The organism is Dactylosporangium sp. CA-139114 (assembly GCF_050955725.1).
Lineage (GTDB): Bacteria > Actinomycetota > Actinomycetes > Mycobacteriales > Micromonosporaceae > Dactylosporangium.
Map to the genome: position 1 here is coordinate 7,425,987 of NZ_CP192080.1, position 13,154 is coordinate 7,439,140.

General features: G+C 75.4%; 10 protein-coding genes. 4 read left to right on the top strand and 6 right to left on the bottom strand.

Annotated features, from left to right (window positions below; genetic code table 11):
* Window positions 1-63: 63 nt before the first annotated feature.
* Together ACQP2P_RS33005 and ACQP2P_RS33010 are read right to left on the bottom strand one after the other, a co-directional pair.
* Window positions 64-1,332, bottom strand: coding sequence for an alpha/beta fold hydrolase (locus tag ACQP2P_RS33005; protein ID WP_433607522.1), 1,269 nt, complete (start codon window positions 1,330-1,332; stop codon window positions 64-66).
* 9 nt (window positions 1,333-1,341) lie between these two features.
* The gene (locus ACQP2P_RS33010) at window positions 1,342-2,907 is read right to left on the bottom strand and encodes a CocE/NonD family hydrolase (protein WP_433607524.1); all 1,566 of its coding nucleotides are present in this window, start codon (window positions 2,905-2,907) and stop codon (window positions 1,342-1,344) included.
* Window positions 2,908-3,014: 107 nt separating this feature from the next.
* On the opposite strand from ACQP2P_RS33010, the gene ACQP2P_RS33015 reads away from it, so the two are divergent.
* Window positions 3,015-3,500: a TetR/AcrR family transcriptional regulator gene (locus ACQP2P_RS33015; RefSeq protein WP_433607526.1), complete on the top strand. Its 486-nt coding sequence runs from the start codon at window positions 3,015-3,017 to the stop codon at window positions 3,498-3,500.
* Here ACQP2P_RS33015 and ACQP2P_RS33020 read toward each other — a convergent pair.
* From ACQP2P_RS33020 to ACQP2P_RS33030, 3 genes are read right to left on the bottom strand one after another with little or no spacing between them, the layout of a single operon-like run.
* Window positions 3,497-4,993, bottom strand: coding sequence for a sensor histidine kinase (locus ACQP2P_RS33020; RefSeq protein WP_433607528.1), 1,497 nt, complete (start codon window positions 4,991-4,993; stop codon window positions 3,497-3,499). The genes ACQP2P_RS33015 and ACQP2P_RS33020 overlap by 4 nt on opposite strands.
* Before the next feature lie 46 nt (window positions 4,994-5,039).
* A complete protein-coding gene (locus tag ACQP2P_RS33025) occupies window positions 5,040-6,380 on the bottom strand; it encodes a sodium:proton exchanger (RefSeq protein WP_433607530.1) in 1,341 nt (446 codons plus the stop codon).
* A gap of 26 nt (window positions 6,381-6,406) precedes the next feature.
* Window positions 6,407-8,032, bottom strand: a complete 1,626-nt coding sequence (locus ACQP2P_RS33030; protein WP_433607532.1) for an FAD-binding dehydrogenase — start codon at window positions 8,030-8,032, stop codon at window positions 6,407-6,409.
* 75 nt (window positions 8,033-8,107) lie between these two features.
* On the opposite strand from ACQP2P_RS33030, the gene ACQP2P_RS33035 reads away from it, so the two are divergent.
* The 3 genes from ACQP2P_RS33035 to ACQP2P_RS33045 all read left to right on the top strand — a co-directional run bounded on the left by ACQP2P_RS33035 (window position 8,108) and on the right by ACQP2P_RS33045 (window position 11,691).
* Window positions 8,108-9,157 (top strand): helix-turn-helix domain-containing protein, encoded by a 1,050-nt coding sequence (locus tag ACQP2P_RS33035; protein ID WP_433607534.1) that lies wholly within the window; start codon window positions 8,108-8,110, stop codon window positions 9,155-9,157.
* Between the two features lie 2 nt (window positions 9,158-9,159).
* On the top strand, window positions 9,160-9,456 hold the full coding sequence (locus ACQP2P_RS33040; protein ID WP_433607536.1) for a hypothetical protein: 297 nt from the start codon (window positions 9,160-9,162) through the stop codon (window positions 9,454-9,456).
* A gap of 138 nt (window positions 9,457-9,594) precedes the next feature.
* A complete protein-coding gene (locus tag ACQP2P_RS33045; RefSeq protein ID WP_433607538.1) occupies window positions 9,595-11,691 on the top strand; it encodes a hypothetical protein in 2,097 nt (698 codons plus the stop codon).
* Window positions 11,692-11,715: 24 nt separating this feature from the next.
* Here ACQP2P_RS33045 and ACQP2P_RS33050 read toward each other — a convergent pair whose 3' ends face one another.
* Window positions 11,716-13,104, bottom strand: coding sequence for a serine hydrolase domain-containing protein (locus ACQP2P_RS33050; RefSeq protein WP_433619358.1), 1,389 nt, complete (start codon window positions 13,102-13,104; stop codon window positions 11,716-11,718).
* Window positions 13,105-13,154: the final 50 nt, after the last annotated feature.

The window sequence follows — 13,154 nt, forward strand, 5'->3', positions numbered from 1 at the left end:
GTCACGGGCCGCCCGGGCCGGTCGAGGCGCCGGGGCCGCCGCCCGACGGGGTTCGCGGCCGGCTCAGGGCCGGTGGACGTCCACGTCGCGGACGAGGGCGAGGAGGCGGTCGAGCACCGGGCCGGAGCTGACCCGCAGGGCGTCGTGCTCGTGCTCGTTGGTGACCCAGACGCGGGCGCCCCGGATCGCGCCGGCGGTGGCCAGGGAGAGCTCGCGCTCGACGTACATGTCGTCGTAGTACACCGCGGCCGCGACCGGGATCTCGTTGCGCGCCAGGGCCTGCGGGTCGTAGAGGCGGGGCCACGAGTCGCGGGCCGCGAGGAGCTCGGCCGCCTCGCGCAGCGGGGCCAGCGCCGGGTCGTTCTCGAACTGCCACGGATAGGTCATCTCGCCGGTGAAGTAGACCGGGGCGTCCGTGGCCAGGGCGTCGAACTCGGGGTGGTCCGCGCGCAGGCGCTGCGCGGCCCAGGCGGTGGCGCCGGGGCCCTGGCCGTAGATGGCCTCGTGCAGCAGCGGGAAGACCGGCCGCGTCGCGTAGCTCAGGCGGTGGTGGACCTCGGCGAGGAAGGCGTCGGACAGCACACCGGGGGCCTCGAAGGCGTCCTCGGTCAGATAGTGCAGCTCGTGGGAGCCGGTGCTGGAGCCCAGCGCGACGCCCAGCGTCTGGAAGGCCTCGACGGTCAGCGGGGCGCCGTCGGGGAGCCGGACGTCGTGGGCGCGCAGGTGCTCGGCGATGGCGCGCACGGCCTCGACGTCGTTCGGGTAGCGCGCGTAGTGGGCCGCGTTGCGCGCCGCGACGCGCGGATAGGTGTGCCGGTAGACGTCCTCGGCCCGCGCGTGCAGGCCGGGCAGCCCGCCGGTGATGAGCACCTCGCGCAGTCCTTCGGGGGCGAACGACAGGTAGGTGACGGCGCAGAAGCCGCCGAAGCTCTGGCCCAGCACCGTCCACCGGGCCTCGCCGAGCAGGTGGCGGCGGAAGCACTCGGCGTCGCGGACGATGCTGTCGGCGCGGAAGTGCGACAGGTAGTCGGCCTGCGCCTGCGGGCCGCCGCGCCGCGTGACGCTGTGGCGGCTGACGCGGGCCGAGCGGCCGGTGCCGCGCTGGTCGAGCAGCAGCACCCGGTAGTCGTCGAGGGCCCGCCCCACCCAGGACTCGCGGCCGAGCGGGCGCGGCGAGGCGCTGCCGGGGCCGCCCTGCAGGAACACCAGCCACGGCTTGTCCTCGCCGCCGGGGGCGACGACCTCGCGGGCGTAGACGGCGATGGTCTCGCCCGCGGGGTCGTCGTGGTCGAGCGGCACCTCCAGGACGTGGTCGGTGCGGATGATGTTCATGCAGCCGTTCTACCGGATCGGCACGTCCGCATATGATCCGCCCGCGACGGTGACGGTGCCGCCCAGGGTGTTCGCGTCGTAGTAGAGCGGATCGGTGGTGTCCACGACCAGGGTGAGCGAGTGGCCGGCCGGGACGTCGTACGCGGTCGCCGAGAGCGCCACGTCGACCGAGCGGCTGCCGGTCGCGGTGCCGAGCCAGGAGACCGGGGCGTGCGTGATGAGCTTCGCGTTGCCGAGGCTGTCGAGGTCGTAGAGGTACGCGATGAGCGTCCCCTGCGCCGCGGTGCCGGTCAGGTTCAGGTGCACCCGCGGGATGCCGCGGATGCGCAGCGCCGAGGCCGGCCGCTGCGACGCCCACACGCCCGCCCGCAGGCGGTCCACCGCGGGCAGCCAGATCTGCGGCTGCTGGCCGGTGAACGCGCCGACGCCGTTGGTCAGCAGCACCACGCCGCCGCCCGCGACGGTGTCGAGGTCGCCCGGCAGCGTCTTGCTCCAGCCGGTGCTCGGGGCGCCGCCGAGCAGGCCGGTGCCGTCGAGCCAGCGGACCGGGCCGAGCCCGTAGCGCCGGACCGAGGTGTTCAGCGCCGACCACGACGCGTACTGCTCGGCCCCCGCGTTCAGCGGTTGCAGCTGGACCGGCGCTTCGGCGCCGATGCCCGTGTCCACGCCCGCGAGGTACTGGTCGAACCAGCGGTACAGACTCGTCCAGGCGCCGTTGGGCAGCCCCAGGATGCCGGTGAACTCGGCGATCGCGTGGTCCCCGGGGCGCAGCTCGAGCCGCTTCGGGGTCTGCAGCCGGCCGAAGAAGTCCACGAGCTGGTCGGGCGGGAAGAAGGAGTCGCCCCACGCGTTCGCGATCATCACGGCCGGTTGGTTCGCGTTGATGGCGTCGAGGTACGTGGCCGCCGAGCGCACCCGGGCCCAGGCCTGCACCGCCTCGACGTTGCGGTCGGCGTTGAAGTCGGCGAGCTTGCCGCTCAGGTCGGTGCCCGGGTGGCCGAGCAGGCTCGCGGCGAGGCTCAGCAGCCCGGCGGACTGCTGGTGGCGGGTGTTGTCGCCGTAGAGGCTGTAGACGAGGTCGGTCCAGCCGCTCATCATGACGACCGCGCGGATGCGCTTGTCGAACGCGGATCCGAGCAGGCTGATCCCGGCGCCGTAGCTGACGCCGGCCGCGCCGATGCGGGCCGGGTCGGCCGCGGTGTTCGCGATCGTCCAGTCGACGATCTTCGACAGGTCGGCGAGGTCCTGCGGCCCGGCGGTGTCGATCTCGCCGCCGGAGGCCCACCAGCCGCGCGGGGTGTAGGACACGACGACGTACCCGCGCCCGGCCAGCGTCTTGGCCTGGGCGAGGTATTCGAGGTCGTTGAGCCCCCAGCTGGACGGGAACACGATCGCGGGGTGCTTCGCGGTGTCGGCGGGGGCGACGACGTTGGCCTTGAGGGTGACGCCGCCGGCCCCGGCGATGTCGACGAACTTCGTGGTGGGCGCGGCCGCGGCGGCGGGCGGCGCCTGGAGGATGACCGCGGCGAGGACGGCGGCGGCGGCGAGGACGATGGTCTGGCGGGAACGGGTCATGCGCACGCTCCTGGCGGGGTAGCGCTTCGTGGTGGCGGGAGCCTAGGAGCCCGTTCCGAGAATGAGAAGTCCGTGACATTATCATTACCGGTCGGTAACATACTCTGGTGCTCTACGGGGTCCCGACGCCGCGGCGGCGCGACGCGCAGCGCAACCGCTCGGCGATCGTGCGCGCGGCCAGCGAGCTGATGCTGAGCCGGGCCGGGGTGCTGATGCCCGAGGTCGCGCGGCGCGCCGGGGTCGGGCAGGCGACGCTGTACCGCCACTTCCGCGACCGCCCCACCCTCGTCGACGCGGTGGTGGCCGACCAGCTCGCCCGCCTCGAGGCCGACGACGCGTGCGCCTTCCGGGACCTGCTCGCCTCGGCCCTGCGCCTCTACGCGGTCGTGCGCCCGCTGCTCGCCGCCCCCGACGGCCTCGACCGGCGGCTGGCCGCGGCGCTGGCCCCCGCGCTGCGCCGCGCGCAGCAACAGGGCCGGGTGCGGCCCGACCTCGTGCCGGACGACCTGGCCCTGCTCGTCGCGATGCTGTCCGGCGCCCCCGCCGACGCCGAACGCTCGATCGCGCTGTTGCTGGACGGGGTGTGCCGCTAGGACTCGTCCGCGGCGGGGACCGGCAGCGTGAAGCAGAGGCGGGCGCCGCCGGTGTAGGTCGCGTCGAGCCAGATCCGGCCGCCGTGGTGCTCGACGATCCGCTTGCAGATCGCCAGGCCGATGCCCGTGCCCGGGTACACGTCGCGCGGATGCAGCCGCTGGAAGATCACGAAGATCTTGTCCTCGAACTGCGCCTCGATGCCGATGCCGTTGTCCTGCACCGAGAACCGGTGGAACCCGTCCTCGTCCTGCCGGTCGACGACGATGTGCGGCGGGGTGTCGGGCTTGCGGAACTTGATGGCGTTGCTGATGAGGTTCTGCCAGAGCATCGCCAGCAGCGTCGGGTCGCCCTGGACCACCGGCAGGTCCTCCGGGCACTCCAGGACGGTGTCGGTGTCGAGCATGCGAGCCTCGAGATCCGAGCGCACCCGGCGCATCGTCGCGGACAGGTCGACCTCGGTGACGTTGTCGTAGACGCGGCCGACCCGGGAGAACGCGAGCAGGTCGTTGATGAGCGCCTGCATGCGGGTCGCCCCGTCGACGGCGAAGGCGATGTACTGCCGGGCGCGGTCGTCGAGCTGCTCGGCGTACCGGCGCTGCAGCATCTGGCAGAAGGACGCGATCTTGCGCAGCGGCTCCTGCAGGTCGTGGCTGGCGACGTAGGCGAACTGCTCCAGGTCGGAGTTCGAGCGCCGCAGCCGCTCCTCCTGCCCCCGGCTCTCGGCCAGCGCGGTCACGATCCGCTCCCGCATCGCCTCCACGTCGGAGCCCAGCTCGGCTAGGTCCGGCGGGCCGCCGGCCGGCACGTGGTGCTCGAAGTCCCCGTCGGCGACCCGGCGCACCGACGTCTGCAGCTGCTCGAGCGGGCGCAGCACCAGCCGCTGCAGCATGAGCGAGATCGCGAACAGGCCGAGCAGCAGCCCGCCGGCGATGATGCCGAAGATGATGTCGCGGCGGTGGCGGGAGGTGTCCAGCGCCCGCCGCCCGGCCGCCCGGGCCTCGTCGACCCGCTGCTGCAGCACGCTCACGTCGTTGCGCAGCGCGTCGAACGCCGCCTTGCTCGACACGACCAGCGGCGAGTCGGGGTTCGGGGCGGCGATGAGGGCCTCGGCGTACGCCGTGCGCCACCCGGCGGCCGCCCGCTCGATGGCCTCCAGGCGCTCCAGCGCGTGCGGCTCGTCGGCGAGCAGGGTCCGCAGCCGGTCGGCGACACGGTGCTCGGTGGCGACGCCCTCGTGGTACGGCGCGAGGAAGTCCGGCTCGCGGGCCAGGACGAACCCGCGCACGGCGGTCTCCTGGTCGACGAGGGCCGCGCCGATCTCGACGACGGCCGTGGCGGCCGGGGAGATGCGCTGCTGCAGCCGGTCGGAGACCCGCGTGGTGTCGGCCAGCGAGGCGTATCCGGCCCACGAGCCGAGCACGATGAGCAGGGTCAGCGCGCCGATCGTCAGCGCGAAGATCCGTTGGCTGGTGAGCCGCCGTCGATCCGTCACGCGTGGCAGCGTACGGCAGGTGCGAGCCGGTCGCGCGCCACGGTGATCAGCCGTTGGGATGCACCGACATGGCGGCGCGCAGGCGGGTCCGCAGCCGCAGCCGCCCGCCGCCCGTCGTGGTGCAGTGCATCTCGCCGCCGAGGTCCGAGTAGCGCGTGAGCAGCCCGTCGCGCAGCATCGGCACGAGGCAGGCGCGCTTGCGGACCACGGCGACGACGGCCAGGGCGAGATACACGACGCTGAGGGCGACCAGCTCGCGGCCGTGGTGCTCGCGCGGCAGCACGGCGGCGAGCACGAACTGGACCAGGAACAGCCCGAGCAGCACCAGCGCGGCCCGCAGGCTCAGCGTCAGCCCGAGCAGCAACGCGATGGCGAGCAGCGACTGCGCCGCGGTGAGCAGCAGCTCGCCGCGCTGGGCCGGCTCGATCGGCAGCCCCGACCAGCCGCGGCTGGAGGCGGCGAAGACCACCGGCAGCGTGCCGACCAGCAGCGTCCACTGGTTGACCTTCGAGGACACCAGCGCGCCGAGGGCCTCGGTGGTGTGCAGGCGGTAGGCGTACAACCCGGCCACCAGCAGCTCGGGCGCCTCCGAGGCCAGCGGCGCCACCCACTGCACGAGCAGGAACTGGCTGATGCCGAGCTGCCGGCCGGTGTCGACCAGGCTCTGCGCGAACGGTTCGGCGGCGAGCAGGATGACCGCGGCCGAGACCAGGAACAGGGCGATCACCGTGGTGCGGCGCGGGACCTTGGCCAGGTTGCCGACCCACGCCGAGGGCCCGATCAGCTCCGGCTCCCCGGCCGGGGCCCGTGACACCCGCCAGCTGTAGGCGACGAAGACCGCCACGAGCACGACGGTGTCCCAGAGCGTGAGGGTCCGTTTGAAGGGCAGGATCAGGCAGTACAGCGACGCGATCGTGAGGAACGCGAGCGGGACGGCGTCGGCGCGGCCGAGGGTGATGCCGCGCTCCTTCGAGCGCCGCCACGCGATGAGCACCACGACGACCCAGCCGATGCCGACCAGGATCCGGTTGGCGCCCGTCATGTTGGCCAGCGCCAGCGAGCACGCGGGGGTGCCGTCGCCGCCGGGCGGCTGGCAGTCGGCGCCCCACTGCCGCGCCGCCTCGCCGCCCCGCCAGGCGAAGACGAAGTCGACCGAATACTCGGGGAGCACCGCGATCAGGGCCAGGACCGCGACCGCCAGGCCGGCGGACACGTCGACCTGGGCCGCCTCGGCCGCCCAGGCCAGCACGAACGCGGCGCCGACGATCGCGCCGCCGAAGACGAGCGCGGCCACGGGCGCCGGGACCTCGGCGCCCGCGAGCGCGACCACCACGCCGGGGACGGTCGCCGCGAGTGCCAGCAGGCCCGAGAGGGGCGGTCGTCGCATGCGACCTGATGCTACTGGTGCCGCGGTCAGACCGCTTGGGACGCGGCCCGGCCCGCCGTGCGGCCCGAGAACAGGCAGCCGCCCAGGAACGTGCCCTCCAGCGAGTTGTAGCCGTGCATGCCGCCGCCGCCGAAGCCGGCCACCTCGCCGGCCGCGTACACGCCGGGGAGCGGGGTGCCGTCGGCGCGCAGCACGCGGCCGGAGAGGTCGGTCTCCAGCCCGCCGAGGGTCTTGCGGGTGAGGATGTTCAGGCGCACCGCGATGAGCGGCCCGGCCTTCGGGTCGAGCAGGCGGTGCGGGGAGGCGACGCGGATGAGCTTGTCGCCGCGGTACGAACGGGCGCCGCGCAGGGCCGTGATCTGCGCGTCCTTCGTGAACGTGTTGGTCATCGCGCGGTCGCGGGCCTCGACGGTGGCCTTGACGGCCGCGGCGTCGAGCGGCGCGTCCGGCTCGAGGCGGCGCATCCCGGCGATGAGCTCGTCGAGCGTGGAGGCCACGACGAAGTCGGCGCCGTGCTGCTTGAACGCCTCGACCGGGCCCGGCGCGCCCTTCTTCACCCGCTGCAGGACCTGGCGCACGCTGCGGTTGGTGAGATCGGGGTTCTGCTCGGAGCCCGAGAGCGCGAACTCCTTCTCGATGATCTTCTGGGTGAGGATGAACCAGCTGTGGTCGTACCCCGTCGCCGTGATGTGCCGCAGGGTGCTCAGCGTGTCGAAGCCCGGGAAGCACGGCGCCGGCAGCCGCCGGCCCGTCGCGTCCAGCCACAGCGACGACGGGCCGGGCAGGATCCGGATGCCGTGGTCGGGCCAGATCGGGTCCCAGTTGCGCAGGCCCTCGGTGTAGTGCCACATCCGGTCGGGGTTGATGACGTGCCCGCCGGCCGCCTCGGTGATGCCGAGCATCCGCCCGTCGACGTGCGCGGGCACGCCCGCGACCATCCGGCGCGGCGGGGCGCCCAGCCGCGCCGGCCACGCCTTGCGCACGAGGTCGTGGTCGCCGCCGATGCCGCCCGACGTCACGATGACCGCCGACGCCGACAGCTCGAACTCCCCGACCGCGGTGCGGGAGCTCGACTGTCCACGCGCGACGGTCGTCGGCTCCAGGATCGTGCCGCGCACCACCCCGCCCGGGAGCAGCTCGTCGACGCGGTGCCGGAAGCGCAGGTCCACCCGGTCGCCGGCGCGGACCCGCCGCTCGAACGGTTCGACGACGCCCGGGCCGGTGCCCCAGGTGATGTGGAAGCGCGGGACCGAGTTGCCGTGCCCGTCGGCCGGCCCGCCGCCGCGCTCGGCCCAGCCCACGACCGGGAAGAGGCGGTGGCCCATGGAGCGCAGCCAGGCGCGCTTCTCCCCGGCGGCGAAGTGGACGTAGGCCTCGGCCCAGCGCCGCGGCCACTCGTCCTCGGCCCGGTCGAACTGGGCGCTGCCGAGCCAGTCCTGCCAGGCGAGTTCGGCGGAGTCCTTGATGCCCATCCGCCGCTGCTCCGGCGAGTCCACGAGGAACAGCCCGCCGAACGACCAGAAGGCCTGCCCGCCGATGCTCTGCTCGCCCTCCTGGTCGAGCAGGATCACGCGCTTGCCCGCGTCGGCCACCTCGGCCGCCGCCACCAGCCCGGCCAGCCCGGCACCGATCACGATCACATCCGCATCCACCCGACCAGGCTAGGCATCCGCGTGCCAAAATCGTTGGTGCCCGAAACACATTTTCCGCCGGAGTTTGTCACCCCGGTGACAAACGCGGTGCTGGCCGCGGTCCGCGCCGCGATGCGCGAGCAGGGCCGCTCGCTCACCGGCGGCCAGGGCCACGGGCTCACCCTGGGCGTCGAGACCGCCGTGGCCACCTTCATCTCGGGCGCCGACCTCGCCCCGACCCTGTCGCTGTTCGCCGAGCTCGGCCGGACCGAATACCGCGAGGGCCACCGCGTCGACGCGCTGCGCTCGATCCTCACGCTCGGCGCGCAGACGTTCTGGGCCACGCTCGTGCAGCGCCCGGGGCCGCTGGAACCGCCGCAGCTGTACGCCACCGCCGCCGCCCTGTTCGGCTACGTCGACGCCCTGGCCGGCGCGGCCGCGGAGGGCTACCTGGACGAGCAGCGCGACGCGGCGCGGGACTGGGCGCAGCTGCGGCGCCGGCTCATCACGCTGCTCGTGCAGCCCGACCCGCCGGCCGAGGCGGCCCTGCTGGCCGCCGCCGAGGCGGCGAACTGGCCGCTGCCCGCGTCCGTGTGCGCGGTCAGCGTCGAGGGCACCGACGCCGAGCACCTGGCACGGGCCGTGGGCGGCGGCGCGATCGCGACCGTCATCGACGGCGCGACGCGGCTGCTGGCCCCTTCGCCGCACGCGCTGGAGCGCTCCCTGGCCGGGCGGCGGGCGGCGATCGGGCCGGGGGTGGCGGTGCGGGAGGCGCGCCAGTCGTACCGCATCTCGCGCAAGGCCCTCGCACTGCAGCAGGCGGGCCGGCTGCCCGAGGGCGTCCTGGCCTGCGACGAGCACCTGGTGCCGCTGCTGCTGGGCTGGGAGCCGGGGGTCGCCGACCGCCTCGCCTCGCGCGCGCTGGCCCCGCTGGCGGCGCTGAGCCCGGCCGCCCGCCGCCCGCTGACCGAGACGCTGCACGCCTGGCTGCGCGGCCAGGGCCAGGTGGTCCCGGCCGCGCGGGAGCTGCACACGCATCCGCAGACCATCCGGTACCGCCTGCGCCGCCTGCGCGAGCTGTTCGGCGACCGGCTCGACGACCCGGACGAGCGCCTGGCGATCCAGCTGGCACTCATGGCGAGGTAGCGATGGAGCACACCGAGGAGGGCCGCTACGTCGTGATCTCCGGCCGGCGCTGGCGCGCGACCGACCCGGCCGTGCCCGGGGACGTGGCCGCGGCACTGCGCCGGGCCCTCATGGCCGCGCGGCGGGACGTCGGCCGGGCGCTGCGGTCGGGGCAGGACCCGGCCCCGGCGCGCGCCCGGGTGCAGGCGGCGAAGGTGGCGCTCGGCGAACGGGGAACGCCGTGGTGGGAACAGACGCCGGCGGAGCGCCGCGCGCGGTGGGAGGCGGGGCTGCGAGGGCTCGGCACCGGCCCGTCCTGACCGCGCCCGGCCTCGGGGCCGCCGAACCGGGTGCACCGGATCGCTCGCACGGTCGCCGAGACTACCCGGATTCGCGCCGCCGCGATGGCCCGCAGGTCGCGCGGGACCGGCCGCGACGCACCCGGTACCGTGCCGGGCATGTTGACGGAGCTGGATGCGGTGGCATGGCCGCAGCTGACCCACGCCTACGGCGAGGCCGACGACGTTCCCGACCTGTTGCGCCGCCTGGCCACCGGTGACGAGGAGGCGCTGCACGCCCTCTACGGCAGCATCTGGCACCAGGGCACCGTCTACGAGGCGACCGCCCCGGCCGTGCCGTTCCTCATCGAGGTCCTGGACGCGCCCGGCGCCGACGCCGCCGGCGTGCTGCACCTGCTGGCCTCGATCGCGGAGGGCTCGTCGTTCCTGGCGGTGCACGAGCGCGGCTCGGGCGGGGAGCTGGCCGAGGAGCTGGCCGAGGAGCTGGCCGAGGAGCTGGCATGGGTCGCGGCCGCCCGGTCCGCGGTCGCCGCGGGCCGCCCGGTCTACGTGCGCCTGCTGTCCGCCGCGCCGTCCGAGGACACCCGCGCGGCGGCCGCCTACACGCTCGCCGCCCTCGGCACGGCCCACGCCGGCACGGCCCATACCGGCACGTCTCATACCGGCACGGCCGGCGCCGACACGGCCGCGCTGCGCGAGCGGGCCGCGACCGACCCGAGCCCGCTCGTGCGCGCCGCGGCGATCCTGGCCCTGCGCGCCCGCGGCGTGCTCGACCCGCGTGCCCTGGCCGATCCCGAGCCCCTGCCGCGGGTCGTCGCCGCCATGGCGCACCTCCTGGCGGGCGACCCCGCCCCGGCCGGGATCCTCGCCGCCGACGGCCCGGCGGTCCTGCGCGCGGTCGGGCGGCTGCCGTGGGACAGCGACGACCCGCTGGCGTGGGTGCTCAGCGCGGCCGAGCGGGACTGGCCCACCCAGGTGCGCGTCCTGTCCGCCTGGCTGGCACACCCGGACCCGATGGTGCGCGCGGGCGCGGTGTACGCCGCCGAGGACCCCATGCGCACCTGGCGCGCCGCGGCCGCGGCACTGGCCCCGCTCCTGGCCGCGCGCCTGGACGACCCGGACCCCGCCGTCCGGTTCTGGGCCGCGTCCCACCTGGCCGCCGCCGGCCGCGCCGCGACCGGCGCCGACGCGCTGTGGGCGGTGGTCGATCGCGCCCCGGGCCTGGACGCGACCGCCGCGCGGGCCCTGACGGCCCTCGTCGCCCTGGAGGACCCGCGCGCCGATGCCCACATCGCCCGCGTCCTGTCCGCCCCGGCCGCTCCCCCGCCGGCGGCGCTGACGGGCCACGAGCGGCTCAGCGCGTTCATCGCCGCGGCCGGCGAGCGGGACCCGGCGGTGGGCCGCAACCGGGCGCTGCGCGAGCAGATGGCCGACGCGACCCGGCCGGTGCCGTCGCTCGTGTTCGACCTGAGGCCGCTGCAGCCGGCCCTGCCCCGCCTCGGCGCCTGGGCCACGGCGACGCGCGCCGCCCTGCTGCCCGCGATCGCCCGGGCCCGGCCCGGCTTCGAGCGGGACCTGCTGATCGCGACGGCCGCGCGCCTGCACCCGGCCCCCGCCTCGGCCGCGCCGCTCGTGCCGGCGCTGCGGGGCTGCCTCGGCGAGCAGAACCCCTCGACCGCCGCCATCGAGGCGCTCGGCGCGCTCGGCCCGGCCGCCGCGGCGGCGGTGCCGGAGCTGACCGCCCTGCTCGGGCACGCCGAGCTGACCGTCCGCCTCCCGGCCGCGGCGGCCCTGGCCCGGCTCACCGGCGACCCGGCCCCGCTGCTCGCCGAGGCCGCGGCGGCCCTCGCCGCGCCGCGCGCCTGGCAGCGCACCGAGGCCCTGTTCGCCCTCCCGGCCGCGGGCCGTGCGGCCGCGGGCCTGGCCCCCGACCTGCGCGCGCTGTTCACCGACGAGGACGAGTGGCAGTCGATGCGGGCCGCGGTCGCCTACTGGCACGCCACCGGCGACCCGGCCCCGGTCGTCCCGGTCCTGGTGCGCCACGCCACGCACAGCCCGCGCGGTTTGGAGGCCGTCCGCTGCCTGGCCGAGATCGGGCCCGCGGCGGCCGAGGCCGTCGCGGTCCTCGAGGCGGCGATCGCGGCACCCGACCGGCGGCCGTTCAACCACGACACCTGGGGCCACGACGACGATCTGTGGCGCGACGCGTGCACGGCCGCCGTGGCCCGCATCACCGGCGGTGGCGCGCCCGGGTGACCGCGTGGGCCGGCCGGGTCCGGCTCAGATCGCGTCGGCCAGGATGTTGGCGACGGCCACGCGGGTCGGGTCGGGGTTGGCCCAGCTCCAGTTCGGGTGGGCCCGGTTCGTCAGCAGCACCAGGACGAGCTTGCGCCTCGGCTCGACGACGATCTCACAGCCCGTGAAGCCGGTGTGACCGTAGCCTCCCGACCCCGCCAGCCGCCCCATGAACCACGACTGGTCGAGCTCGAGCCCGATCCCGTGCGTCGAGGTGCGGTTCGGCCGGTCGACGTCGGTGGCCGGCAGGCCCGAGTTCTTGTTGGTGAGCATGTTGCGCACCGTCGCCTCGGACAGGATGCGCTTGCCGTTGACCTGCCCGCCGCCGAGGAACATGAGCCCCAGCACCGACAGGTCGGCCGCCGTGGTGAAGATGCCCGCCGAGCCGGCCACGCCGCCGAGGACGTTGCAGATGTCGTCGTGCACGGTGCCGCGCAGCAGGCCGCGAGACGTTCGGGCGTCGGTGGCGGCGAGGCGGTTGGCCTGGTCGGCGGCGCTGAGCCAGTTCTTCGGCTTGAAGCCGGTGTCGCGCAGCCCCAGCGGGCCGGTGATCTCGTTCTTCACCTGCTGATCGAGCGGCTTGCCGGTGAGCTTCTCGAGGATCTGCTGGGTGAGCAGCAGGCCGAGGCTGGTGTAGCGGAACAGCGTCCCGGGCGCGACCCCGTCGGCGAGCGGGGTCGAGACGATGTACTCCCAGCGCGCCGCGACGTCCGGCTTCTTCGACGTCTCCGGGATCGACGGGCCGACCGGCAGGCCGCTGGTGTGGGTCAGCAGCATCTGCACGGTGACCGCGGACTTGCCGGGGCCGTCGAACGCGGGCAGGTACTGCGCGACGGGCGCGGCCAGGTCGAGCTTGCCCCGGTCGACCTGCTGCAGGGCGAGGATCGTGGTGTAGACCTTCGTCACCGACGCCACGTCGAAGACGGAGTCGGGGCGCATCGCCACGCGGGACTTCGCCGGCAGCTCGACCGGCCCGGCGCCGTAGCGCAGCGCGTCGCCGACCGCGGCGTGCGTGGTCACCTTCCCGCCGATGTTGACGAGCACGACCGCGCCCGCGTAGCCGGGGTGCTTCGGGTTGTCCGGCGTCGGCACGAGGTACCGCTTCAGGACGTCGACGAGCTTGCCGCTGTACGGCGCCGAGAGCACCTGCCCGGCCGGCGCCGCGCTCGCCGAGCCCGGCGCCGACAGCCCGGCCACCCCGTCCGCGGCGGCGAGGTCGGCCGGCACGGCGTCGGCCGCAGCCCCGGAGGCCGAGCCGGAGGGGTCGGCTCCGCCGGGCCGGGCGGGGTCGTCCCCGCAGCCACCGAGTGCGGCGACGGACGCGGCGAGGCCGGCCCCGAGCACGGCGCGCCGGCCGAGGCGGCGATCAGACATCACGGCGGGCATTCTCGCACCCCCGCACGCCGCAGCCCCACCTCCGAAAA